The 25,209-nt window shown below is 47.0% G+C and carries 21 protein-coding genes; 18 read left to right on the forward strand and 3 right to left on the reverse strand.

Annotated features, from left to right (window positions below; genetic code table 11):
* Positions 1–41 precede the first annotated feature (41 nt).
* From EYB31_RS33890 to EYB31_RS33920, 7 genes are all read left to right on the forward strand, one after another.
* Positions 42–443: a VOC family protein gene (locus EYB31_RS33890; protein WP_131018016.1), complete on the forward strand. Its 402-nt coding sequence runs from the start codon at positions 42–44 to the stop codon at positions 441–443.
* Positions 444–462: 19 nt separating this feature from the next.
* A complete protein-coding gene (locus EYB31_RS33895) occupies positions 463–1,776 on the forward strand; it encodes a four-carbon acid sugar kinase family protein (protein WP_131018017.1) in 1,314 nt (437 codons plus the stop codon).
* Positions 1,773–2,696 (forward strand): ketopantoate reductase family protein, encoded by a 924-nt coding sequence (locus EYB31_RS33900; RefSeq protein WP_131018018.1) that lies wholly within the window; start codon positions 1,773–1,775, stop codon positions 2,694–2,696. The genes EYB31_RS33895 and EYB31_RS33900 overlap by 4 nt, the downstream gene beginning before the upstream one ends.
* Positions 2,693–3,478 (forward strand): MBL fold metallo-hydrolase, encoded by a 786-nt coding sequence (locus EYB31_RS33905; RefSeq protein WP_276322122.1) that lies wholly within the window; start codon positions 2,693–2,695, stop codon positions 3,476–3,478. The genes EYB31_RS33900 and EYB31_RS33905 overlap by 4 nt, the downstream gene beginning before the upstream one ends.
* 10 nt (positions 3,479–3,488) lie before the next feature.
* Complete coding sequence (locus tag EYB31_RS33910; RefSeq protein WP_131018020.1) at positions 3,489–4,322, forward strand: fumarylacetoacetate hydrolase family protein; 834 nt, start codon at positions 3,489–3,491, stop codon at positions 4,320–4,322.
* Positions 4,323–4,410: 88 nt separating this feature from the next.
* On the forward strand, positions 4,411–5,448 hold the full coding sequence (locus EYB31_RS33915) for a Gfo/Idh/MocA family protein (protein WP_131018021.1): 1,038 nt from the start codon (positions 4,411–4,413) through the stop codon (positions 5,446–5,448).
* A gap of 38 nt (positions 5,449–5,486) precedes the next feature.
* On the forward strand, positions 5,487–6,518 hold the full coding sequence (locus tag EYB31_RS33920; protein WP_131018022.1) for a zinc-binding alcohol dehydrogenase family protein: 1,032 nt from the start codon (positions 5,487–5,489) through the stop codon (positions 6,516–6,518).
* A 75-nt stretch (positions 6,519–6,593) separates the two neighbouring features.
* On the opposite strand, the gene EYB31_RS33925 is transcribed toward EYB31_RS33920, so the two are convergent.
* Entirely contained in the window at positions 6,594–8,798 is a 2,205-nt protein-coding gene (locus tag EYB31_RS33925) for a helix-turn-helix domain-containing protein (RefSeq protein WP_131018023.1), read from the reverse strand.
* Positions 8,799–9,044: 246 nt separating this feature from the next.
* On the opposite strand from EYB31_RS33925, the gene EYB31_RS33930 reads away from it, so the two are divergent.
* From EYB31_RS33930 to EYB31_RS33955, 6 genes are all read left to right on the forward strand, one after another.
* Positions 9,045–9,947 carry an ABC transporter permease gene (locus EYB31_RS33930; RefSeq protein WP_240763150.1) on the forward strand — a complete coding sequence of 301 codons (903 nt, stop codon included), beginning with the start codon at positions 9,045–9,047 and terminating at the stop codon, positions 9,945–9,947.
* 11 nt (positions 9,948–9,958) lie between these two features.
* On the forward strand, positions 9,959–10,831 hold the full coding sequence (locus tag EYB31_RS33935) for a carbohydrate ABC transporter permease (RefSeq protein WP_131018024.1): 873 nt from the start codon (positions 9,959–9,961) through the stop codon (positions 10,829–10,831).
* Positions 10,832–10,894: 63 nt separating this feature from the next.
* Entirely contained in the window at positions 10,895–12,445 is a 1,551-nt protein-coding gene (locus tag EYB31_RS33940; RefSeq protein WP_131018025.1) for an extracellular solute-binding protein, read from the forward strand.
* Between the two features lie 72 nt (positions 12,446–12,517).
* Complete coding sequence (locus EYB31_RS33945; protein WP_131018026.1) at positions 12,518–14,173, forward strand: apiosidase-like domain-containing protein; 1,656 nt, start codon at positions 12,518–12,520, stop codon at positions 14,171–14,173.
* A 15-nt stretch (positions 14,174–14,188) separates the two neighbouring features.
* Positions 14,189–15,196 (forward strand): serine hydrolase domain-containing protein, encoded by a 1,008-nt coding sequence (locus EYB31_RS33950; protein ID WP_131018027.1) that lies wholly within the window; start codon positions 14,189–14,191, stop codon positions 15,194–15,196.
* Between the two features lie 37 nt (positions 15,197–15,233).
* Positions 15,234–17,153 (forward strand): D-apionate lactonase family protein, encoded by a 1,920-nt coding sequence (locus EYB31_RS33955; protein ID WP_131018028.1) that lies wholly within the window; start codon positions 15,234–15,236, stop codon positions 17,151–17,153.
* 50 nt (positions 17,154–17,203) lie between these two features.
* On the opposite strand, the gene EYB31_RS33960 is transcribed toward EYB31_RS33955, so the two are convergent.
* Positions 17,204–18,064: a helix-turn-helix domain-containing protein gene (locus EYB31_RS33960; protein WP_131018029.1), complete on the reverse strand. Its 861-nt coding sequence runs from the start codon at positions 18,062–18,064 to the stop codon at positions 17,204–17,206.
* 154 nt (positions 18,065–18,218) lie between these two features.
* On the opposite strand from EYB31_RS33960, the gene EYB31_RS33965 reads away from it, so the two are divergent.
* Positions 18,219–18,956 (forward strand): phytanoyl-CoA dioxygenase family protein, encoded by a 738-nt coding sequence (locus EYB31_RS33965; RefSeq protein WP_131018030.1) that lies wholly within the window; start codon positions 18,219–18,221, stop codon positions 18,954–18,956.
* A 33-nt stretch (positions 18,957–18,989) separates the two neighbouring features.
* Complete coding sequence (locus tag EYB31_RS33970) at positions 18,990–20,003, forward strand: glycoside hydrolase family 130 protein (protein ID WP_131018031.1); 1,014 nt, start codon at positions 18,990–18,992, stop codon at positions 20,001–20,003.
* Positions 20,004–20,150: 147 nt separating this feature from the next.
* On the opposite strand, the gene EYB31_RS33975 is transcribed toward EYB31_RS33970, so the two are convergent.
* Positions 20,151–20,726: a beta-class carbonic anhydrase gene (locus tag EYB31_RS33975; RefSeq protein WP_131018032.1), complete on the reverse strand. Its 576-nt coding sequence runs from the start codon at positions 20,724–20,726 to the stop codon at positions 20,151–20,153.
* A 346-nt stretch (positions 20,727–21,072) separates the two neighbouring features.
* Here EYB31_RS33975 and EYB31_RS33980 point away from each other — a divergent pair, with 346 nt between their 5' ends.
* From EYB31_RS33980 to EYB31_RS33990, 3 genes are read left to right on the forward strand one after another with little or no spacing between them, the layout of a single operon-like run.
* Entirely contained in the window at positions 21,073–22,074 is a 1,002-nt protein-coding gene (locus tag EYB31_RS33980; RefSeq protein WP_165452760.1) for an NAD-dependent epimerase/dehydratase family protein, read from the forward strand.
* A 36-nt stretch (positions 22,075–22,110) separates the two neighbouring features.
* Complete coding sequence (locus EYB31_RS33985; protein WP_131018034.1) at positions 22,111–23,874, forward strand: cache domain-containing sensor histidine kinase; 1,764 nt, start codon at positions 22,111–22,113, stop codon at positions 23,872–23,874.
* Positions 23,875–23,906: 32 nt separating this feature from the next.
* Positions 23,907–25,163 (forward strand): response regulator, encoded by a 1,257-nt coding sequence (locus EYB31_RS33990; protein ID WP_131018035.1) that lies wholly within the window; start codon positions 23,907–23,909, stop codon positions 25,161–25,163.
* Positions 25,164–25,209 lie beyond the last annotated feature (46 nt).

The raw sequence follows: 25,209 nt of genomic DNA on the forward strand, positions 1-25,209 counted from the left end.
TTAACCAATTAACCTATAGATGAAACTTGGAGGCGAAATTGTTGTTTACAACTATGGATCACATTGCGATCGCCGTATGGGATATCGACCAATCATTAGGTTATTATACGGAACAGCTTGGGCTCGCTCTAATTCATGATGAATATTTGGAATCTGCCGGGGTTAGGTTGGCTTATCTAAAACTTGGCAACAACATGATCCAGTTAGTGCAGCCCATTGGAGACACGCCTGTCCGCAAGTTTTTAGAGGAGAAGGGTGAGGGGCTTCATCATATTTGCCTTGCTACGGACAATATTCCGTACACCTTGGACAAATTGGATGGAGAAGACAACACTAAGGTTGTCATGGGGGGGAGAAACCGGCGTGCCTGCTTTATCGGACGGAAGCCCAATGGTCTTGCAATCGAGCTGACGGAGAACGACCCCTATACAGGTGTAGTTTAATCAGGAAAGGTGGGCTTCTATGAGCGCGGGTACGAAAACAATCATTCTTGACGATGATCCGACTGGCACACAAACAGTGAGTGGTGTAGCGGTTATTCTGCATCCGCACCGAAAGGCGTACCGTGAATTTCTTCAGAGTACGGCGAGTGTGATTTTCATATTGACGAATACAAGGGCAATGACTGAGTACGAAGCGGTTAAGTTTCTCCAGACGATTAAACAAGAAGTAGAAGCGGAAGCCGAACTGCTAGACCAACAAGTATGCTTTCACCTTCGCGGGGATTCAACGCTTAGAGGACATGTATTCGCAGAGATGGATGTATTTGCCGAGGAAAATAGCGTTGGTTTGTTTGTACCGGCTTTCCCCGAGTGCGGGCGTGTGACCATGCATGGTGTTCATTACCTGGAAGAAGGGCAAGTGCGGCGTCCGGTCGCTGCAACGGAGTTTGCTCAGGATCCTGTGTTCGGGTATCGTAGTGAACGCCTGCAGGATTGGGTAAAAGAAGTATCTGCGCATTGGGAAGGAATTCCTTTATCTATTGAAGAAATAAGAAGTAAAGGACCCGCAAGTGTGGAAGCGGCGCTTTTATTGGCTCCTCCGCGAAGTGTCATTATCCCGGATGCTGAGAATGATGAGGATTTGCAGATTATTGCAGAAGGCTTGCGCCGTGCAGAACAGCGCAATCATTCGATCGTTGTTCGTTCCGCCTCTACTTTTGTCAAAGTTCGATGTGGTCTGAAGTCTCTATCATTGGCAACGCCGATGGGGCGCAAACCCCAGAAGCTTCTTGTCGTATGCGGTTCGCATACGGCAGCGGCGACGAAGCAGTTGAATGTATTCATCATTGAGTACAAAATCAAACCTGTAGTTATTGAAACGAAGCCATTGTTCGAACTGGGAGTACAGAGCATGGTGCCAGCCATTATTGAAAACGTGATATCACAATTAAATCAGCATCACATCGTTCTTCTTATGTCCGAGAGAATACGTGATGACGCTCACAAAGAGCTCGAAGATGGAGCCAAGGTAATGAATGCAATTATTGCAGTAGTAAACGGAGTTGCAGCTCAATGTGATGCCGTTATTGCCAAAGGCGGTATTACATCGGCTCAGGTAGCTTCGGACGGGCTGCATGCCTCATATGCTCAAGTCTTGGGCCAGTTGGAGCCAGGAGTGTCTGTTTGGGAACTGCATGTCGCTAGTCCAGGTGAAGATGAACAAAGGACTGTGCCTTATGTTGTGGTTCCAGGTAATGTAGGACAGGAGTCGACACTAATCCATGCGGCTCAATATTTCGGATTTACAGAGACCATAAAGGAGGAAATAACATGATTGCGATTATTGGAGCTGGGGCCATGGGAGGCATGCTTGCGGCAAAGCTGTCCGCCGCAGGTAAAAAGGTTGTATTAGTCGATGTATCGGCCAGTTTGGTTGAACAAATTCAAGGTCAAGGACTTGTTGTTGATACGAAAAATATCGGAACGGAAACGTATCGCATTGAGGCGGCGACAGAACCCGGAGGTCTGGGTCAAGCCGAGGCGGTATTTTTCTTTGTCAAGGCGCAGCATACAGCTTCCGCAGCTGAACTTGCGAAACCTTTGGTCGGACCCGATACGACTGTTGTCAGCTTGCAAAATGGTTGGGGTAATGCGGATGTATTAGCCGAAGTGTTTCCTTCGGAGCAAATTGTAGTTGGCGTTACCTACCATAGCGCAACGGTAGTCGGGTTGGGGCACGTTGCTCATACCGGTTTTGGAGCTACTTATGTTGGGCCTTATATTGACGGAGCGAGTCTGCAAAAAGCGGAAGAAATCGGAGGCTGGCTGGGCGCATCCGATATGGATGTCACCGTAACCCCGCAGGTCAAGACGGAAATTTGGAAGAAGCTGATCCTCAATGCGGTAACGCTGCCGACCTCGGCACTGACAGGTCTATGTGCAGGCGCTCAGGGAGAAGAAGGAGATCTTCTCGAGCTGCTCGATGCGATTACGGCGGAGTCTGTTGCCGTTGCCCGGGCTCAAGGTTACGATATTACCTTGGAAGAAAGAGTGGACCGGATTCATACGATACTGAACAATGCAGGCAAAGGCAAATCTTCGATGCTGCAGGATGCGGAAGCACGTAGAAAAACAGAGATCGAAGTCATTAACGGCGCTGTCGTCAAAGCAGCGAAAAAGGCCGGTGTTCCCGTCCCATTAAATACGGCTATGGTTGCTCTGATTCACGGCATGGAGAGAGGATGGAGACAATGACCACACACATTCGCTTTTTAGGTATGGCAGGTTATGAAATTGTAAGTCCTACGCACCGTATTTTAATTGACCCTTTCTTAACCGGGAATCCCTCAGCGCCTATGTCCCATGAGGATGTGGAGAAACCCGATGTCATTCTCGTTACGCACGCTGCGTACGATCATTTGGGAGATGCTCCCGCTATTGCCAAGCGGACTGGCGCTCCCGTGGTCTGCGGGGGAGATGTGAAGGCGGTATTGTTGGAGCACGGAATACCGCATACGCAGATTCAACCGACCGTTTGGGGGATTGTCGTCGAGGTGGGGGGCGTTATTGTCCGTCCCGTAGAAAGCCATCACTGGTCCCAGACGCAACTGCAGAATGGACAATATGTATCGGGCGTTCCAATGGGATTTATTATCGAACCTGAGCCGGGAATGAGGATTTATCATTGCGGGGATACGGCGATTTTTGGCGACATGAAATTAATTCGCCAGCTGTATCAACCGACCATCGGACTCATGGGTTGTGCCAACGGTCAGGAGCTGCTAAGAAGAGCCCAGTTCCCCGGCAAGCTTTTGACGGGCGAAATGTCTCCGCGTGAAGCGGGTTTGGCTTCGGAGTTTCTTGGCTTAAAGCTGGCTATCGCATCACATTATTTGAACCTGCAGGACGAGACGGAACTACGGGAAGTAACTGAATTCATTGCGGCCGTTCACGAATTCGATACCAGCGGCACGAGAAAAGCAATATCTATGGAACCAGGTGAGGTTTTGGAGCTCCATAGCGACCAATTTGTGTGAGGAGAAGGCTATGAGATTAGTTAGCTTTGCAGCGGAAGGACAAACCCGAGTAGGCTTAAAAACGGATGCAGGCGTCTTTGACACAGGGTATCTAAATATGATCGACTTGATTCAAGCAGGTGAAGCAGGTTTGCAGGCTGTGCGAAAGGCGGAGCCGCTTAACAAGGTCGTCACCAATTATGAGCTGTTGGCGCCATTAACGGCACCGGGAAAAATATTGTGCAGCGGCATTAATTATTCCAGCCATAAGCAGGAAAATCCGAATGCGGTGTTTCCCAAAAAGCCCTCCTTTTTCTCGAAGCTGCCCAGCTCCATTATTGGTCCGAATCAGGCCATTGTTCTTCCTGAGCCGGAAAGCCAAGTAGACTACGAAGTTGAGCTGGCGCTTGTGATTGGCAGAACAGCAAAACATGTCGCTAGAGAACACGCTCTCGATTATGTGTTTGGTTATACCATTTGCAACGATGTCAGCGGCCGTGACTTGCAGTTCCAATTGCAGCATGAAACGATTGGCAAAGGGATTGATTCATTTTGCCCGCTTGGACCGGAGATTGTATTGACCGATGAGATTCCGAACCCCGCAGAACTACACGTCAGCAGCTATGTGAATGGGGAGTTGCGTCAATCGTCATCAACGTCGGATATGCTATTTGATATCCCTGAGCTGATTCGTTTTGTCACACAATATTTGACCTTATATCCCGGTGATGTCATTACAACAGGCACCCCTGCCGGATGTGGGACTTTCCGGGTTCCTCCTGTCTTCTTGAAGGCTGGGGATGTAGTGGAAGTATGCGTTGACCGCATCGGAAGGCTGGTGAACCCTGTCGTATCGGGGTGGTGACAACGTGCAAATAGACTCGCCGTTCCATAGGAACGGTGAGTCCTGCCTTTTCTTCAGCACTTAAATAACGAAAGTGAGGCATAATATCATGTGGAAGGTAGGCGTAATTGGTACGGGGTATTGGTCCGAGAAGCATTTGAAAGCTTGGCAGCGTATACCGAATGCAAGTATTCAAGCGCTGTGTAACCGCAGCAAAGATAAGCTAGTGCAAAAAGCGGAGCAATTTGACGTCAGCACGCAAAATCTGTTTACATCGCTTGATGAGATGCTGGCAAAAGCAGATATCGATATTGTGGATATCATCACCGGACCGGAGACACATTTGGAATTTGTCACAAAGGCGGCTCAAGCGGGCAAGCACATTTTATGTCAAAAGCCGTTTGCTGTTTCTCTTGAAGAAGCGGAACAAATGGTTGCTGTGGCTGAGGCCAATGGCGTTAAGCTGATGGTTACGGAAAACTGGCGTTGGCTCCAGCCATTTCAAGCAATTAAAAAAGTGCTTGATTCAGATTGCCTTGGGGCCGTCCAGACGGCCAGATATCATCACTCGGATTTCTTCACGACACGTATGTCACCTGATCGGACGCTTCCGCAGCCATTTTTGACCCGAATGCCGCAATTAATTTTCTACGAGATGGGTGTGCATTGGTTCGATACGTGGAGATTTCTGTTTGGAGAGCCGAAGCGTCTTTATGCAGAACTAAAAACAAGCAGTCCTTATATCGTAGGGGAAGACACAGGGATTGTTACCCTGGGGTACGACGATTTTTTTGGATTTTTGGATATGAGTTGGGCCACGCGCAGGGAGCTTACGGGGCCATTGGAGCAAGACACTGTGCTGGCTCACCATAAAGAGTCGTTTGTGATCGATGGAACGTTAGCCACGTTAAAATGGACCGCCGACGGGCAAATTATCGTGATTGATAATCAAGGCCAGCACAAAATGATTGCCGAGACGACAGAACTGGACCATGAGGAAAGTCATTATCGTCTGCAAAGCCATTTTATCGAGTGTCTTCATACAGGCAAGCCATTCCAGACAAGCGGGGCAGATAACTTGAAGACGCTGCGCCTGGCATTTGCAACTTATCAAAGTTCGAAAGAGCAAAGAGCGATACAATTTTAATACATACCGGTACTAAGATGGAAAGCGGGGAGTGTTTAATGAAGGCAGCTGTGATGACGGCACCATACAAAATCGGTATTCAGGAAGTGGAAAAGCCTGTTCCTAAGGGAAACGAGGTTTTGGTTCGAATGAAAGCCGCCGGCATATGCGGAGGCGATATTCATTTCTACGACGGAAGTCATCCTTATGCGCAGTATCCGCAAATTTTCGGTCATGAGTTATGCGGCATTATTGAAGCTGTCGGTGCTGAGGTGACACGATGGGCTGTTGGGGACCGGGTTGTTATTGAGCCGGCGATACCATGTGGAACCTGTTATTCATGCCGCATTGGCAAATATAATTGTTGTCCCCGCATCGATATGATCGGCGGCTGGCGTCCGGGCGGCTTCGCGGAATATGTGACAGCGCCTGAAGCCTACGTGCACGGGATCCCGAATGATATGCCCTTTGAAATTGGCGCATTATGCGAGCCGTTCAGTATCGGCGCTCAAGTTGTAAGCCGCGCGGAAGTTCAGGATGGCGCAACCGTTGCTATTCTCGGGATGGGACCGATCGGATTAACCATCTTACTCTTATTGAAGAAAATGTACAATGTCAAAGTATTTGTCGTAGATGTCATTGCCGATCGACTGGAGCAAGCACGTCTGTTTGGAGCCGATGTGCTGATCAATCCTAAGGAAACGGATACCATCAAGTCAATTGAAGAGCTCACGGATGGCGAGGGAGCTAACATTGTCATCGAAAGCGCAGGCTTAAGATTAACGATGGAGCAAACCATCGAATTGGTTAGTCCAGGCGGCCGCATTGTCATTGTTGGACTTACGGGGGACCAAGTGACATTTCCAGGTGTCCTTTTTACGAAAAAAGAGGTGGAAATTTACGGCAGCCGCAACAATGTAAACAAGTTCCCGGACGTCATTCGTTTTCTGCATGAACATCAAGATATCGCAAGGCAATATATAACCCGCACTATGCCTTTCTCTGATATTGCCGAGGCGCTGCATCTTGCTAAAAGCAACCCGCATGAAATCAACAAAATTGTTTTGAATTATGATGAAGAGAAACGCTGAGTAAACCAAAAAGAGCTGCCGGTTCGATCGATACATGATCTGGCAGCTCTTTTATATATGGTAAACAAACTATTTTTACCGCAAGTCGGCCCTTTTTTGCTCACGGTATTGGGCTGGAGAAATGCCGTAACGCTTTTTGAATAAGGTATAAAAATAATTCGTGTTGAGCATGCCGATGCTTTCGCTGATTACAGCCATCGACTCATCGGTTTCTATGAGCAGAGCACACGCTTTGTCCAGACGCAAATTTTTAAGCATGTCGTGAAACGATACGGCATAGTAGGTTTTGAACTGCTTACGCAAATAGCCAGGCGAAATATGGATTGCTTCAGCTGCAAGCTCAAGCGATAAGTTAGGATCATGATAATGTTCCTCCAGGTAATCCTTTACCTTCTCGAGGTTGTCCGACATACGCAGGTTTTGCTTCTGTTCCAGTAAATCGCAAATTCTATCGCAATAATCAAGCAGCTCTTTCTCAATGGCATCCAGAGTTTCCAGCTTGGACAAATAAGCAAGCCTTTCATAATAATACGACGAGTCCGAACTTACATGAATCACGGTGCCTTCAAATTCCTTCAATATCGATAAGAGCAGCTGATGGGAGTAGGTTAGCGCATGGAAATATTCCGTTGACTCGATCGATTTCATAAACTTTCGAATTTGCCCGTGTACGGAAGAGCGATCTTCCAGTTTGATGAATTCAATTAAATTCTTCTCAATGATCGCCGGATATTTAAAAGAATGCTGCGTAGCACGTTGGGTAATCATCTTACCATCAATAATGCTGTTATGCCCATAAAAAAAGCGGTATTCACTTCTCTTCAGAGCCGAATGATAAGATGAAGCAATGTGATCCGCCTTCTGCACCGAATCACCGATGGCTACGGTAATTGTAATTTTGAAATATTGCTGAATGACTTCCTGGATTTCCTTCAGCGTCAGGATCACTGTGTCCGGCATGGCTGCGGAAGCGGTTCCCGCCAGGATACCCACCTCGTCATTTTCAATGACTACAGGGTTAGGAGCCGCATAATGACGCTCTAACAATTCGGCGGCAATGTTGCAGATCGCAAAGCGGATCAGAGCTTGATCTTTCGGCGGATGCACCTGTTCGAACCGCTGAACATCATCGATATGAAGCAAAAAAATGAGATAATACGGGCTGTCCAGTTGTAAAGAGTTATCGCTTAGCATGTTGTCCGACAGCTGCATGTCGTTCCATGGCTCCTTCATGAGCTGCCTCAGCACGTTATGCTTTAAGAAAGGCTGGGTGCTTTGCATCTGGTGTCTTAATTTCCACATCAGACTGCGGATCGGAGTGTAGATGTTGGACGTAATCCAGAACGAAAGCGCAAAGCCAAGCATAATCATCGTTGCCGCAATGACAAGGGTTACATTTTTAAGCGTATTGGTTTGAGGAATAACTTCAATGTAAGGACGGATGCTGACAAAATACCATCCCAGCTGGGCCGATTTGACATAAGCAACCAGCTGTTTCTCACGATGAACCGTTTGCGTAAAATACCCGCTATTGTCTGAGGATTGCAAAATATGCTGCACATAAGGTTCGTTCGCCAGGCTTTGGTTGAACAAATCAGGATTCGAATGAGAAATGACACTCCCTTGCGAATTCATTACGAATATTTGACCTTTAGGCGAGTTCATATATTGCTGCAGCACATTGCGGAAATATTGCTCATCCAAATTAATAATCAGCGCGCTTGTCGTAGATTTGGCAAACGTTGCATTCGGATAAAACACAAAGGTAAGAACCCGGTACAATTCATTGCCGTTTTTTACTTCCCGGGAGAACATTTGGAATTTCCTATCGACCTGTCCGTTTTTTAAAGCTTGAAGTATGTCTTTATCACTATCGTAAGGAAGGCCTAATGTATTGATGTAGTGGTCGATCTTACCATTATAAACACCAATATATTTCAGAAACGGATAAACGGAATTTATATTTTTTAACGTCAAATAGGCTTTGTAATCTCGAATCGGATCGTCTTGCTCCGTGGATAACAGCATATTGTTAACGTTGTTATCATTCAAAAGCTGATTGCTTACATAATACACCTGGTTGTTCGTATTGTCCGCTGTCGTACTGGTCTGCGTCAGCATGGACTGCATCATTTCGCTGATCTCTTTGGTGGTGCTGGACGAGAAATAGAAATAAAGTACGCTGCCGATCAGGAACACCATGATGGAAACGAGCAGCAAATACGAAATTAGCAATCTGCGGTATACGGGATAGTTTTTAATATCTTTTACGATGCTCATGACAGCGGGTATCCCCTTTCTTCTATTACATTAAAGCAAAAAACAGTGCCACTCTACAATAGAAAAGCACAAAAATAAAGCTTTTGACACATTTTAAACAAAACGAAGCCCTTACTTTAATGGATGGGAGAGGATCAACATATTCGATTTTCTCTCAATAGCTGAGAGATATCCCGTTTTTAAACTTTTCAAAAAAAGCCTTCCGTGGTCCAATAAGCTTATCGACACGAAAGGGGCTGCACAAATGTGTGGAAAGACATCAGGCTTAATCCATTATCTTATCTTTTGATTTTGCCGGCAGCGTTGTATACGTTCATTTATGGTTACATGACGTTGCCGTATATGCTCATCGCTTTTCAAAAATTTAATTATTCCAAAGGATTGTTCAGCAGCGATTGGATCGGATTTAAAAACTTTGATTTCTTCTTTCAATCCTCAAGAGCGGGTATGGTCACTTGGAATACAATCAAGCTGAACTTTTTGTTCGTCTTGTTTGGCACGTTAATGGCGATCGTCATGGCCATTCTGCTGAATGAAGCCCGTAAAATGATTTTCAAGCGGTTGGCTCAATCGGTGTTTTTGTTCCCGCATTTTTTATCGTGGGTTATTGTCAGCTATATGTTATACGGCATGTTCTCGGCAGACTATGGAATAGTTAACAAAATCATCGCCGCATTCGGCGGAGATCCGGTGAATTGGTATTCCAGTCCAGGGCCTTGGACATGGATTCTCGTTATGATGAGCGTATGGAAGGAAACGGGCATGACAACGGTCATTTATTTAGCGGCGATCTCCGCTATGGACGAGAGTTTATACGAAGCGGCAAGAATGGATGGAGCCAATCGGTGGCAGCAAATACGCAGCATTACGATTCCACTGTTGATCCCGACGGTTTCCATTCTGACACTGCTGGCGATAGGTAAAATATTTTATGCGGATTTTGGAATGATTTACGCCATTATCGGTGATAACGGACTTCTATATCCAACGACGGACGTAATTGACACGTTTGTATTCCGCACGATGCGCAACATTGACCCGTCTCAAGCCATGGCCGTCGGTTTATACCAATCCGTTGTAGGTTTTGTCTTGGTTTTAGCTTTTAACTGGATCGCCAAGAAAATCAATCCCGAAAATGCTGTTTTCTAGGAGACATGATCATGAAGAGTAAAATAAAGTGGTTTGACGTTGCCAACTATACGTTTCTTACATTATTCAGTCTGTTCTGCTTCTTGCCTATACTGTTGGTGCTCATCGTATCGATCACGGATGAAGGCTCGATCGCAAAGCACGGCTACAGCCTTTTTCCGGAGAAGTTTTCTCTCGAAGCTTACAGATTAGCTTTCGACGGCAATGGCCAACTGCTGAACAGCTATTTTATTTCCATTCTTGTTACAGTCGTAGGCACGGTGCTCGCTGTCATCATTACAGGGATGGCCGCGTTTACGCTTGCCAACCGACAGGTGAAGTACCGCAACCAATTATCGCTCTTCTTCTTTATTACGATGGTGTTCAACACGGGGCTTGTCCCATGGTACTTGGTCAGTCATTCGCTGGGTTTGACGAATAATCTGTTTGCTCTCATTATTCCGTCGCTTATTTTTAATCCGTTTAACCTGTTCCTGGTGCGTAATTTCATGAACGGTATTCCGGAAGCATTAATGGAGTCTGCCAAAATCGACGGTGCCGGCGAGTTTCTTATCGCTTTCCGGATTTATTTTCCATTATCCGTGCCGGTGCTTGCTACGGTTGCGCTGTTCTACGGGCTGGCTTATTGGAACAACTGGTTTAATGCCATCATGCTGGTGGATAAAGAGAATTTATACCCGCTTCAATATTTGTTGTTTAAGCTCAACTCGGAGCTTAACATGCTGAACCAAATGACGGGGATGTACGGCGGGACAACCAAACCGCCAACGGAATCGTTTAAGATGGCTATAGCTATCATTACGATCGGACCTATCGTATTTTTGTATCCGTTCCTGCAGCGTTTTTTTATCAAAGGATTAATCGTAGGATCAGTTAAAGGTTAATTATTTTCCTTTGTAATTTGAAGGATTTTAATAAATAATAAAAGGGTAACAGGAGGGGTTCACATGAAGCAATTAAAAATGAAAGGCGCCGTTGTATTAACGGCAGCCATGATAGCCAGCACAGCTTTGACGGCATGTACAAGCCAGGATAAAGCTGCGCCTTCCGGCAGCGGTAAGGCGGCAAGCGCTCAAGAGGGTGCCGGTGCGGCGGAGGCCGTTCCCGTTCGTTACGTCATCCCCGGTAATTTAACTCCGGACCACCAGAAGGTGCAGGATGCAGTGAATGCCAAGCTGAAGGCAGATGGCGTTAATGTTCGACTCGATGTGAAGGCTATCCCATGGGATGCTTGGAACCAGAAGACGAATATTATGCTTTCGACAGGCGAGGAGTTCGAGCTGCTTGCCGCCATGGAAGATATGAAATCGGTTACGCAGTTGGCGGGAAGCGGGGCTTTAGCGCCGTTAAACGAGTTAATAGATAAATACGGGCCGAATCTGAAGAAGGCGATTCCCGATTATTTGTGGGATGCCGCTACTGTCAAAGGGAAAATCTATGCAATTCCGAACAAATGGATTGATTTCGCCAATGGCTGGTATTGGGTAACGGGCCGGGAAGACTTGATGAAGAAATACAATTTGAAAACGCCAACCACCAGAGCCGAGCTAATTGATGCAGCGGAGCAATTGCAGAAGAAAGTAGAGCAGGATACAGGCGAGAAATATTACATCCAGCTAAGAGCCAAAGATAATTTGCATGCGATCTATAGGGACATGGAAGGGTTTCCTTTCACAACCGACTTAAAGCAGCTGTTCTTGGTTGATAAAGACGGCAATGCGGAGTCTTATGTGGAAAGCAAATTATTCAAAGAAGAAAGCGCATTTATGCGTACGCTTTATCAGAAGGGGCTTATCAGTAAAGATGTGCTGAGTATTCCGCAAGATCAGATGCTGAAAGGGCTTGAGCAGGGCAAATTCTTGTTCTACCTGGAGCGGGGAAGCAATCTCGATCCGCTGATGCAAGCGAATAATCCGAATGCCAAGGTGTCTTTGTTCCGGTTACAGCCAGATAAACCGACGTTCCGTCCATTAGCCTTCGGGAACTCCAATGTCGTACCGGTGAATACGAAACATCCGGAAGCGGGAATTCAATTCCTCAACTGGCTGTATGCCAACCAAGACAATTATGACTTGTTCATGTATGGTATTCAGGGCGAACAATGGACGAAGACGGATAACAACCGTTATGATTCCAAAAAAACAGACAAGAATCAGCCGAAGTACTTGTTCCAGAACTGGCAGATCGGCAATTTGGATTTCGCCCGTTTCAGTAAAGAAGCTTCCGATCTGCAGGTGAAGGTTGAAGGTACGATGGATGATAAGGCCGTCAACTCACCGGTAATGGGTTTTGTATTTGATTCCAATCAAGTCAGTACCGAATATGCGAACGTTTTGGCGGAAATTCAAGCCAGCATCGTGCCGATTAAGAATGGTGTCGTAGAGTATGATAAGTATTACCCTGAAGCTTTGAAAAAGTTAAAAGCCGCGGGTCTGGATAAAGTAATGGAAGAATACAAAAAGCAGCTTGCCGAATGGAAGGCGCAGCACAAAAAATAAGTTCACATCAAGGAAGAAGGCAGAGGATGAAACTAATGCCTTCTTTCTTATAAACGGAGGAGTCAGCTCAAGATGCAAATTACTTTTGTACCCGTTGCCCATCAAGCAGTAGCTACGTATGAAATGTTTGAAGTTGCCATACATGTAGATCAGCCGAACTTCCGGAATCCGTTCACAGAAGTAGAAATTATCGGCCAATTCGGTGAAGACAAGGAGCCGTTTACCTTTACACACGGCTTGCCGGATAATCAGTTGGGAACGGCCGTTAACAGCGACTACTTGATTCCAGTGGACGGGTTCTGCGATTCGGCGGACGGGAGTCTCTTCCGGATCCGCTTTATGCCAAGAACGGCAGGCCGCTATCAATATACAATCGCTTTTCAACACGATGGAGTAACCACTACTTATGCAGGCCAATTTGAGGCCGAATCCTCAACAAACCGTGGATTGCTTCGCGTCGATGAAGCGCATCCGTTTCATTTTGTATGGGAAGGCACCGGTGAGCATTACTTCTATAACACCATGACGGCTTATCATATGCCGGGTATTCGGAGCGACAGGGAAATCGAGCGGGTGATTGACCGGTTTCACCGGCACAAAGTGAATCGGCTGCGGGTAGCTCTCAGCTCCAGCCGTGTCCGTAATGCGACAGCTTGGTTTGAGCCGGTATATGAATCGGAGGAATTTACTTTTAATTACGGTCCATGGGCAGCCGAGCGACCGGATGATGCGGAGAATCCAGGCTGGGATGCCACAAGGTTCGATACTGCATATTGGCAGAAATTGGAGCGTCTTGTTGATTACGCGCGCCGCAAGGATGTCGTAATCTCCATCATTATGTATGTAGATGCGTATCGTGCGGGGGCAGATCCATATGGCAAGCTGCTGATGGGTGGACTGGACGAGCAGCGTTACTATCGCTACACAGCTGCGCGTCTGGCTGCGTTCCCTAATATTATGTGGGATATAACCAATGAATACCGGTTGATACGTCCCCATGAATGGGTGGAACGGATGGGTTACTTTTTAAAATCATGTGATCCTTATCATCATTTAATGACGTGTCATGGTCACGGCACGTTTGAATTTCGTACATCCGGCTGGGCTGATTTCGCCGTGTATCAATGCTGGGATGAGAATGGCGGAAACTCCTATATGCTAAACAACAGGAAGCAGCAGCTCAAGACAGGCCGCGTCATTCCCCAGGTGAATGAAGAGTTTGGTTATGAGGATCATTACCCGACGGCTTGGGGGGAGGGAAAGGTGTATCCGATGCGCAGTGCGGATACGCTTCGCCGCAGAGCTTGGGAAATTTATATGGCGGGCTGCTATCAAGCCAGTGGAGAATACGCAGGCAACGGGCTGGGAGGCTGGCTGAACGGTCGTGCCGATGATTCCATGAAGCTTTGCGAAGGCTTCTCCCATATCGTGACGTTTTTTGAATCGTGCGAGTGGTGGACGGCGAACCCGGACAACTCACTGTTGAGCAACGAGACGGGATATTGTCTGGCCAATCCGGGACATCTCTATATTGTATACACGCCGGCTCCCCATGACGTTCATCTGAGACTGGAGACAGGCAAATATCATGCGGTATGGTTTGATCCACGCAGCGGCCGTTTCGACAAACCATTTATTATTGAAGCAAGCGAACCATGGACAACGGTTCAAGCTCCTGCCGGAATGAATGCAGCGGACGATTTTGCGCTTCAAATTACACAGGCTTAATATGAGGTGGCAAGTATGAATGCCGATACTTATTTTGACCGGTTACTAGAGCGGAAGATCACACCTTGCCTTGCCGTCCGGGTGCTTAAGAAGGGCGAATGTATTTATGAATATACGCAAGGTTCTTCCAGTCTTGATTCCGTGAACCGGACGCCTGTAACAAAACAGACTCAGTTTAATGTAGGTTCCATCACCAAAGTAATTACCGGGGCATTGCTGATGAAATTGGTGGAATACGGAGAAGTGACCTTGGATGATACCGTACAGCATTTCTTGCCCGATTATCCCGATGAGCGAGTTAGATTAAAGCACCTTCTGACACATACCGCCGGTTACGAAGAGTTTCCTGCCATTCCATGGCCGGTAGAAAACACCAAGCATGATTACTTGCAGCAAGTGTTATCCTGGAAGCCCAAGCATGCACCAGGCGTACGGATGAATTATTTTACGTACGGATACTCCATCTTAATGAACATCATGGAGCTTGTAGCCGATCAGCCGCTGGAGTTGTGGGCTCAAGAGCAGTTGTTTGTTCAACTGGGCATGAACAAGACGACCTTTGATACAACGATCTTGCGCTCAGGAGATTACATATTGCCTTGCAGCAAAGACAATCTGACAGCCGACCAGCAGTATGACAGACTAGCCGTGACCGCAGATAGCGGTCTCTATACTACGGCAGACGATCTTATGTTATTTTGCCGGATGATGCAACATGGTGGTGAAGCCAACGGCAGGGTGATTTTCTCCGAAGCGGCCGTTCAGCGGATGCTTACGGAATCAACCCATGGCGCGTTCGCCAAAACTCCTGTTTTTTGGATGAAAACAGCGGAGGATCCGTATGGCTGCTTCGGCGACCTGAATTCGCCGGCTGCTGTAGGTCATCCGGGCTTTAGCGGCTGCATGCTGTTTCTTGATCCCATATTGGACATGGCGGGGGTTATATTGACGAACAGTACGATGCTCCACGCCAACTGGGTTCATTATCGCAAAATGGCGAATGTCATGATGAGTATGAGATAATGCAGATATCAATCAAATTTTTGGAAGGAGTTAGTGCATGCAGCCCATTCCGGCATCTTTACATCGTATCCGTTATGGCAGCGATGAACCCTTGGCGGAGCAAAAGTTACTACGTGCGGGTCAACTGACAGCTCTATTTGAGGAAGGGGGATTAAAAAATATCCGTTTCGGCCAGTCAGAATTGGTCCTCGGGTTATATTCCGCTGTCAGAGATCATAATTGGGGTACAATCGCCCCTCAATTTACCGAAATGTCGTTCACTGAACAGCCGGATGTATTCGAGGTTGCTTTTACCGCGGTGCATCAGAATGCTGATGTTCATTTTGAATGGAAAGGGTATATAAGAGGCGAGGCTTCCGGCAGGCTTGAATTTACAATGGACGGAATCGTCCGGCGGCAGTTCGCTAAAAATCGGATTGGATTCTGTATTCTGCACCCCATGGCGTTAGCCGGAACGCCTCTCCAAGTAAAGACACCGGAAGGGGTAATCTCAGGCAAATTCCCGGAGGCGATCTCGCCGCACCAGCCATTTTTCCAAATGGAAGGAATGCAGTATACAACGCAAGGCGAGGTATCGGTCGAGCTGGATTTTGAGGGCGACGTATTCGAGATGGAGGATCAACGCAACTGGACGGACGCTTCCTATAAGACGTATTGCACACCGCTCTCCCAGCCCTATCCGGTGGAAGTTCAGCCGGGTGATCAAATACGCCAAAAAATTACGCTGCAAGCAACAGCTCATCATTCACCGGATGCGGCGGAGTCTTCAAGTTCCATCCCATCGGCCTCTATTGTTGTGCAGGCCGGCCAGCTTCATCCCGTCCCATCTATAGGGACTTTATTACCGAAGCATGCACTTACAACCGAGGAAATCGAATGTATTCGTAAACTGCAATTAGGTCATGTGCGGGTAGAGTTGAATTTGACCTCCGGTCTGGAATGGAAGCACAGGTTACGCGAGGCGTTGAGTACAGCGGATGGGTTAAAAATTGAACTGGAGATCGATGTGGTTTCCAGCGAGCACGGAGAAGGGTTGTCTGAGTTCGTTCATGCTTTGGATTTGGATTCCGTGAACGCAAGCGGCATAACAACAATTACACGGCTGTTTGTATACAACAACAGAACACATACCAGCTCTGAACGACTGCTTAACAGTCTCAGAAACCTTCTGAGCGACGTCGGATTATCGCTTGCTGTCGGCGGTGGAAGCCGTGCTTATTTTGCTCAGTTCAATCGCGCATCTTTACCTCTGGATTCCATGGAGTGGGCAACATACAGCATCAATCCGCAAGTACATGCCTTTGACCAAACTTCTCTAGTTGAGACATTAACGGCCCAAGCTGCAACCGTTGATTCGGCAAATCGAATGACCGGAAATATGCCACTCTCCATAGGGCCGGTGACATTAAAGAAAAGATACAACCCTGATGCGACAAGCATCTCAGAGATGGAAAATGAAGATGACAGTTCAGATCCGCGCCAAACATCGTTATTTTGCGCAGGCTGGACGCTCGGGAGCTTGAGGAACTTGCTCCAGTCCGCTTCTGTGAAGGCTGTTACCTATTATGAAACATTAGGTGATAAAGGTTTTGCAGAACACGCAGAGCATGTTTATCCGGTATACCATATCATGGCGGATATTGGGGAGCTCAAGGGGGGCTATGTATGTCCGCTTCATGTATCCCATCCGCTTAAGGTTGAGGCGCTAGCAATATGTAACAATGGCAGGAGCCGTTTATGGATTGCGAATATGACCAATGAATGCCAGGTTGTTTCCGTAGAGCTTGCTGGCAGCACCAAGAATAAAGTAAGAAAACTCGATGAGAACACGTTTATAGAAGCAGTTTATGATGCCAAGAGCTACAGAAGTGCCGTACATGACATCATGGAAGGAACGACAGACCAGCTCGTATTACAACCTTATGGTGTAATACGGATAGACTCCGAGATCACTTGATGTTCAGCGCCTGCTGATGCGGAGCTGCGTAAGGTGTCGCTTTAAAGTTGTCATTGATACTCAGGAATAACCGGTTTTTTCATTAATTTCCGGTACTTAGCCGGGGCGCACTGAAACTGATTCTTGAACAAATGGTAGAAATGGCTGAGGTTCTCGAAACCGCAATCTAAGGCGATTTGGGTTATTTCCTCATCAGTGAACTGGATCAAATTCGAGGCATATTCGAGTTTGATCCGATTGAGCCATTGGGTTGGGGTTAAGCCGAAATGTTTGCGGAAGCTGCGTGATACGTATTCACGGTTTTTGCCGCTTAATTCAAACAATCTTTCGATACCGGCAGAGAAATGCTCCTTGTGCTGAAGTGTCTCTTCCAGAGCTTTGAGCCACTGGGGCAGCGGTGATTTGACTTGTAGTCGATGCCGTTGATATTTGGTCCATATTTCCAGCAAAATGAGTTTAAATTGCAGCATGGATTCACCGTCTATCGTTACAGGTGATAAGGCTAACTTCTCTAACCTGAGCTTCAGGTGTTGTCTGTCTAGTTCATGCATATGAACAACCTGGGGCAGATCGTTAGAATGAAATTGCTGTATCGTTTCCCGGGTACTGGCATATAAAGTGAGTGCTTCAAACATTTCGCTGGAAAAGGCGACATTGAGGATTTGGCACTCTGTATGGATTCTTTCGTAGTAATGCGCGTCATGCGGTCGAATCCATACAAAAGAGCCTTCCTCGAGCCGTTGGCTCTGCCCATTCACATAATGAATTACAGCTCCGCCAAAGGTGATGAAAAATTCATAAAAATCGTGGGTGTGCAGCTCCGAAGTCAGTTTTGTGGAACGAATAAATGCATAATGAAATCCGATGGACGGATCAATGATTTGATCGGCATAAAGCTTCTTGGTATCCATAGTCCACTCCTTTCGTGAAGTCAGTTCAGCACAATAAATAAAATTTTCTCATCCGAATTATAACAAGAAATCATCCGAATTTATACGTTAAGATATAAATGTAAGATTTCTTGTATGTGCATTACAGCACAATGAATATGTGGAGGGGAACAATATGGCTTCAAGCAAACTGACGCAAGCTGAAGTGGACTTTTATCACGAGAACGGATACCTGCTTCATAACAAACAGCTCTTTAGTCCGGAGAAACTTTCGGAGTTAAAGGAAATCTTTGAGGAGCAGTGGAGAAAGGTCGGCAAGAAGCTGAACAGCGAGCTGGATACACCTCATTTCCGGGACGAACGTTTGCTTACATTTTTGCTCGCAGATGAAGTGCTTGATCTTGTCGAACCTCTAATCGGTCCTCATATCGGTTTGTGGTCGAGCCACTTTATTTGTAAAGAACCTTTAGTAGGAAAAGCTACTCCATGGCATGAAGATTCTGCTTATTGGAACGGCCGGTTAACCCGTTTTGATAAAATAGTAACGATCTGGCTTGCCATCGACCACAGCTGGAAGGAAAACGGCTGTATGCGTGTTATACCGGGAACGCACCGCAACGGATTTTCGGAATATGAACGTGTTGATACGGCCGATCATATTTTTGAATCGCAAATCAAGCGTGTTGATGATGCCGAAGCGGTATACTTTGAGCTGCAACCGGGAGAATGCTCTCTGCATGACTCTCGAATTATTCATGGAGCGGCTCCAAATAAAAGTGAATACCGCCGTTGCGGATACACGATGCGTTATTTTGCGACGGATGCGCTTGTCACTGCGGAGAGGAACAAAAATCATAAGGTTTGGCTTGCCCGTGGCAGAGACCTGGCAGGCAGCGCTTTTGTGAATGCATAATAGTCATTGAATAGAAAAAAAGGGAGATTCAGCATGAATATCGTCAGACATCCCTCCAATCCCATCGTCTTTCCAGGGGAGCAGGAATGGAGAAAAATTACTGTGTTTAACCCGGCAGTTATTATCGATAACGGCAAATTTTATATGCTGGAGCGAACCGCCGGCACTTTGCGTCCTTTTCAGTGTTATCTGGGACTTCTGGAGAGCGAAGATGGTGTGCATTTCCGGCATGTGTCCGATAAACCGGTGCTTACTCCAGAGCAATTAGGTTTTCCATACGGAAGCGTTCAAGATCCCCGTGTAGTGAAAATAGACGGCACTTATTATTTGAATTATGCGCTTCGCCCTTGCTCTATGAGTTATTATCCGACAGGCCTAGGGGTGCCGGACAGCTCCAAACCCGATTACCCGGACGGATGGGGAGACGAGGCTGTTCATTGGATGACTCGCTCCAGCATTGCTACCTCCAAAGATTTAGTTAACTGGGAATTTTTGTGCGATACAACTCCTTTGGACATCAACGATCGCGACAACATTCTTTTTCCTGAAAAAATTAACGGGAAATATGCGCTGCTGCGCAGACCTGAAGAATATATCGGGGAAACGTATGGAACGGAAAAAGCTGCGATGTGGATTACTTTCTCCGATGACCTGATCCATTGGGAGGAGCCTAGTCTTCTGGCCAAACCGGAGTTTGACTGGGAATTTAAGAAAATTGGCGGGGCAACGCCGCCTGTGCGGACGGACTACGGATGGCTGACGCTTTACCATGGCGTAGATAAAGACAACATATACCGAGTCGGTGCCATGATGCTTGATTTGGAGCACCCCGAACGTGTGATAGCGAGAATGAAGACACCCGTTATGGAGCCGGAAGCTTATTATGAAAAATTCGGGTTGTTCATCCCTAACGTCGTGTTTCCGACAGCTAATGTTGTAAAAGACGGAGTGTTGTATATTTATTACGGATGTGCAGATACGTCAATTGGACTTGCGACAGTTTCTTTGCAAGAATTGGCGGAATGTGTGATGCAGCACAAGGTTTGACAGTTATTAATCAGCCACCGTGGAATGGGCAATTGAAAAGCGGAAAACCTGAATAACTGACCGATGCAGCTTGTTTTAAGGCTCCATCGGTCAGTTTTTTCTTTCTACGATTGTCTACTGCCGAAGGCAAGAATACCATCTGTGGAATTAGCTCGTTATTGAACCTGTATAGCCATTTTCAATAACGTCTAACTCTCCGGTTTCCGGATCGATCACCAGGCCATGTACAGGAATTTCCTGGGGAATTAACGGATGGCGCCGGATCACCCCGACACTTTGCCGAACGTTTTCCGCAACAGAATCAAATCCGCGCAGCCAATCGTTTAGATTTATTCCGGCATAATCTAAAGTCGAAATCGTCTGTTCGGAAATCCCCCTACTGATCATCTTACGAGTGGTTTCATCCGGATTGATATGAACCATGCCGCAATCGTGATGACCCACAACGCAAACTTCATGGGCATTGAGTTCATAAATGGCAACAATAATGCTTCTCATAATACTTCCGAAAGGATGGGAAACTACGGCACCCGCCGTTTTAAGAATTTTTGCATCCCCATTCCGTAAATTCATCGCTTTAGGCAGTAATTCCGTTAATCTTGTATCCATGCAGGACACAACGACTAATTTTTTGTTTGGAAGCTTTGATGTGCGATATTTCTCATATTCCTTGTTTTCAACAAACTTTTTGTTGTATTCAATCATTTCATCTAACAGCAGCATTTTAGCCACTCCCTTCTATTAATTTGAGGCTCTGAAGCAATAACGAGGTTTCTCTATAGATTACCATATTATATAGAGTCCCGATAAGGGGCTTTTTTAGTCGTTCCGGGAGAAAGAATTTGCGCGCATGTCGATCCAGTGTGAATTTAAAAGTATATGAATTGTATACAAAGTGTGTTTGTGATATGCTCAACTGTGTGGCGTGTGCCATGATCCATTTGCCGCGGCCGCGCACATTCATTTGTTTCACAATGAATGAGGGGCAAAGATGGCGGAGCATTTCTATCGGTTGCAGTCTCGCCGCCTGCCCATCTGGTCATCGTTTATTAAAAGAGAGAGGTGTTCCATGAGCAAAGTGTTTCTGATCGGGGGACCGGGTAATATCTCGCGTGGCACAATCGATTATTTGCTGGAACGCAATAGTGATATCGCCGTATTTACGAGAAATACGGCCGAGAAGCATGTCCGGCAGCCCAACATTCATTACTATGAAGGTTCGAGAAACGATGCTGATTCGCTTGGCAGGGCGCTGCGCGATTTCGGCGCACAGCTCGTAATCGATACGATCTGCTTCACGCTTCGCGAGGCGGAACAGCTGTACGAGATCACAAGGGGGCGTATTGCCCATCTGTTGTTCATCAGCACTGTGGATATTTACGGTTATCCGCTCTCCCGATTGCCTTATCGCGAATCCGATGACCGCCGGCCTCCGCATGGAGAATATGCAAATAACAAATGGCAGGTCGAACAATTTTACATGGATAAGTATACGACAGAAGTGTTCCCGGTCACGATCGGCAGGCCGTCATTGTCCATCGGCCCCCATTTCTGCCCGATGCTGTTTCGCGATTGGGGGAAGTTTGCCGTGCCGCGCATGAAAGCGAACCGTCCCATCCTCGTACCCGGCGATGGCAATGGATTGATGCATGTAGGCTGGGGCTACGATGTCGGCCGCATGGCCGGCAGAATCATCGGAGACCGGGCAGCCATCGGCAAGGATTATACGTTAAGCACGCCGCAATGTATAGCGAGGGACGATTACATTTCCTTGTTCACCCGTGAGCTGAAGGTAGACCCGGAGCGGGTTTATATCCCTTCGCATTATATCGAGACGTTCGCCGGGGTGAACGCTTTGTCCCCGATTCCTCATTTATACCGGCATCATATGGCGTTCTCGCTGGATAAATTTAAGCACGATTTCCCGGATTACGAGTGGCTGCCGCTACTTCATGGCGTAAAGGAATTTATTGTGGAAAATGAAGCAAGAAGCGCATTCCCTGATTTGCAAATCGAAATTATAGAGGACCGCATCATTGCCGAATGGAAGAAACGTCTCGCCGGATGGTGAAGGGGGACAAATCGGGATCACTTCGGAGGAGTTAACTTGAGTAAAAGATCATCAATCCTTGCGCAAATGATTGCAGGTTTCGGTATGATTCTAGTGGTTGTTGTTACCGCGATCAGTTATTTTTCCTATCGCTACTCTTCGAATGTGCTCTTGGACAAGTCGACCAAGTATATATTGGAGTCGGTCATCCAGATGAGCGGCAAGCTTGATGGCATGCTGGGGGAATACGACCGGTTGGCGCTGCGAATTGCCTATAATCCGATTACCCAAATGAATTTGAAAAATATGAGCGAAGGAGCCCCGCTTACCGTTTTCAGTGTTTCCGAAATGCAGAAAGCGATTACTCACGAACAAGGCTATCTCCCTAACGATCTGGTGGTTATGGTGTTGGACAACGGAGCCGACTCACAAACCAACCGCCTTCAAGCCGATGAAAAAAACTGGCTGTCGCAGCTTGAAACGGAAGGAGGCAGTATGATGTGGACCTCGAACGACCGTATCCCGTTAACGAATCAGACGGTCCAAACGCAGATGGAGCATGGTGTGGTGGGCATAAGGCCGGTATGGGATTATTATTCGACCAAAACCATAGGATATATCGCGCTTGTCATTCCTGTAGCGGCCACCGAACGAATCATCGGCAGCTCTTCGGTCAAACCCTCCAATAAAATTCAAGTGATCGATCAGTTTGGGTATGTGGCTTATTCCACGGATCGCAAAGAATTCGGGAACAAAATAGAAAGCGCTTTCCTCCCGGACATTCGTCAGCGCGACAGCAGCGGCGGCAATATCATCCAGCGTCAAATTGACGGGAAATCGGTATACATATCTTCTTATACATCGCCTTATAGTCAATGGACCGTCGTCACTTACATGAATATTGCGGAAGTCGTCGAAGATCTGAATAAGATGCAAAGCAGCATCTTGTTCATTGGTGCTCTAGGTATCGCAGCTTCGTTTTGCCTGATTTACTTTTTTTCATGGTCGCTTTGCTTGCCGATCCGTAACTTGGCTTTCCGGTTGACCGGAATCAAGAGGGGGAAGCTGACCCCTTATGTGGGCCGGATGAACAACAGGGAGGTTGCCGTGCTTTACGAAAGCTTCAACGAAATGATTCGCGATCTGGAGGAGACCATCACCAAGCTTTCTTACAAGCAGGTGCGTGAAAATCAAGCCCGGCTCATTGCTTTGAAGGCGCAGTTTCGCCCCCATTTTTTGTACAATTCGTTGAATATTATTTACTTCTACGCGATGAACGAGAAGCAGCACAATGTGGCCAAAATGATTATTACACTAAGCGAGCTGCTTCGTTACAGCATTCAGCCCGGCAACGAGTTTGTAGCGCTGAAGGAGGATCTTGCCCAGCTTGACAGGTTCGTCGAGCTGCAGCGTTACCGGTACGAGGAAAAGCTGCATATGGAGATGAAGGTGCAGGATGAGGTATTAAACGTGCCGGTCATGAAGCTGCTGCTTCAGCCTATTGTGGAAAATGCGTTCACGCATGGGCTGGAATCGGTGAAAGGAAGACCTTGGATCATTCAGATCCATATTGCCCGGGAAGGCAGCATGCTTCATTTCGTGATCGAAGACAACGGCAGCGGCATGAGCAAGGAACAAATGGAGCAAGCTTTAGAATTTCGAGTGCCTTTGGAGGTGGACAATACGATGCATTCGGGAGTCGGCCTTCCGAACCTTCAGCACCGTATAAAACTGATTTATGGCGAAACCTACGGCCTTCAATTATGCCGAAGTCATCTCGGCGGGCTAAAGGTTGAGCTGCTTATTCCTGTTTTCGCATAATATCGCAACATGGAAGGGAGACCGCGGTTCTGATGAACATTTTGCTTGTCGACGACGAACCTTATATTTTGCGAAGTCTTCGTGAAATGATTGAAGGAGCCAGGGCGGATTGGCATATCGTTGGCGCTGTAGAGGACGGAGAGGAGGCCATAAGCGTATTGAAGCGGGAGGAGGTCGATTTAGTCATTTCGGATATCAAGATGCCGGCGCTGGATGGGATACAGCTCATACAGTTCATGCAAAAGCATTTTCCAACAACGAAAGTGATTTTATTGTCCGGTTACCAGGATTTCGAGTATGCCCAACAGGCCATCCGGCATGGGGTGACAGAATATATTCTAAAACCGAGCTCCCTCGAAACGATCGTCCAATCGATAGAGCGCATAGATCTTTTCATCAAAGGGCAGCAAAACAAGCTCAAGCTTCAACGAAGCAGGGAGAAAGAGATATTGGAGAAAAGATTGGACGATTTGCTGTTTGATCTCCCTTCCCCTTATTACGACCGGGATTTGTATCCTGCATACGAAAACATCTCCGTATTCACATGCAGTTTGAGAAATTCGGTTCTTCCTCACGGGTGGCAGGAACCTACGGCTTATTCCGCAATTAAGAACGTCGCCGAAGAATGGTTAGCTTCGTTCGGACAGTGCTTTGCCATTATTCAAGATCAGCACATCTGCGTCATCGTGTTTCTAAACAAGGCCGAGCCGTTAGGGGAAGAACCCGCCTTGGCTATGATCGCGGAATTCCGGCAGACGGTTTCTAAGCTGCTGAAGATCGAGCTTACCGTCGGAGTCGGGCTGGTATGCACCAAGCTGGAAACCCTGAGCAAACATTATAAAGAAAGCATCCGCGCCCTGGAAGAGGCGAGGCTGAATGGAGCTCATATCGCAAATTCTGGCGAGCTCCAAGAGGAAATGCTGGTGCCGGGCCATCTGGAGCAAACGTATGAGGTCAAAAAAAACCGCCGGGTTATCGAAATTGTGCTGGCTCAAATGGAAAACAGGCTGAAAGAAGATTTATCGCTAAAAACGCTGGCGGAGATTGTGTATTTAAATCCGACGTACCTCGGCAGAATTTTTAAGGAAGAGACCGGCGAGAACTTTTCCAATTACTTGATCCAGCTCCGTATGAATAAAGCGAAGCAACTGCTGGGCAACCCTTGCCTGAAAGTGTATGAGGTGTGCGAAGAGATCGGGTACAGCGATCCGGCCCATTTCACGCACGTATTCAAAAGAACCGTAGGCGTGACCCCGCATGAGTATAAAACAAGAGCACAGATCAATTAGTTACAAATGCACAAGATTTATCATTTCTACCCCCTACATTTCATTT

This window comes from Paenibacillus thalictri (genome assembly GCF_004307995.1).
Classification (GTDB): Bacteria; Bacillota; Bacilli; order Paenibacillales; family NBRC-103111; genus Paenibacillus_AF; species Paenibacillus_AF thalictri.

Bases quoted from the DNA above. Each gene is read 5' to 3' on its own strand.
- EYB31_RS33895 (WP_131018017.1), top strand. From the start codon at position 463: ATGAGCGCGGGTACGAAAACAATCATTCTTGACGATGATCCGACTGGC.
- EYB31_RS33900 (WP_131018018.1), top strand. From the start codon at position 1,773: ATGATTGCGATTATTGGAGCTGGGGCCATGGGAGGCATGCTTGCGGCA.
- EYB31_RS33905 (WP_276322122.1), top strand. From the start codon at position 2,693: ATGACCACACACATTCGCTTTTTAGGTATGGCAGGTTATGAAATTGTA.
- EYB31_RS33910 (WP_131018020.1), top strand. From the start codon at position 3,489: ATGAGATTAGTTAGCTTTGCAGCGGAAGGACAAACCCGAGTAGGCTTA.
- EYB31_RS33915 (WP_131018021.1), top strand. From the start codon at position 4,411: ATGTGGAAGGTAGGCGTAATTGGTACGGGGTATTGGTCCGAGAAGCAT.
- EYB31_RS33920 (WP_131018022.1), top strand. From the start codon at position 5,487: ATGAAGGCAGCTGTGATGACGGCACCATACAAAATCGGTATTCAGGAA.
- EYB31_RS33925 (WP_131018023.1), bottom strand. From the start codon at position 8,798: ATGAGCATCGTAAAAGATATTAAAAACTATCCCGTATACCGCAGATTG.
- EYB31_RS33935 (WP_131018024.1), top strand. From the start codon at position 9,959: ATGAAGAGTAAAATAAAGTGGTTTGACGTTGCCAACTATACGTTTCTT.
- EYB31_RS33940 (WP_131018025.1), top strand. From the start codon at position 10,895: ATGAAGCAATTAAAAATGAAAGGCGCCGTTGTATTAACGGCAGCCATG.
- EYB31_RS33945 (WP_131018026.1), top strand. From the start codon at position 12,518: ATGCAAATTACTTTTGTACCCGTTGCCCATCAAGCAGTAGCTACGTAT.
- EYB31_RS33950 (WP_131018027.1), top strand. From the start codon at position 14,189: ATGAATGCCGATACTTATTTTGACCGGTTACTAGAGCGGAAGATCACA.
- EYB31_RS33955 (WP_131018028.1), top strand. From the start codon at position 15,234: ATGCAGCCCATTCCGGCATCTTTACATCGTATCCGTTATGGCAGCGAT.
- EYB31_RS33960 (WP_131018029.1), bottom strand. From the start codon at position 18,064: ATGGATACCAAGAAGCTTTATGCCGATCAAATCATTGATCCGTCCATC.
- EYB31_RS33965 (WP_131018030.1), top strand. From the start codon at position 18,219: ATGGCTTCAAGCAAACTGACGCAAGCTGAAGTGGACTTTTATCACGAG.
- EYB31_RS33970 (WP_131018031.1), top strand. From the start codon at position 18,990: ATGAATATCGTCAGACATCCCTCCAATCCCATCGTCTTTCCAGGGGAG.
- EYB31_RS33975 (WP_131018032.1), bottom strand. From the start codon at position 20,726: ATGCTGCTGTTAGATGAAATGATTGAATACAACAAAAAGTTTGTTGAA.
- EYB31_RS33980 (WP_165452760.1), top strand. From the start codon at position 21,073: ATGAGCAAAGTGTTTCTGATCGGGGGACCGGGTAATATCTCGCGTGGC.
- EYB31_RS33990 (WP_131018035.1), top strand. From the start codon at position 23,907: ATGAACATTTTGCTTGTCGACGACGAACCTTATATTTTGCGAAGTCTT.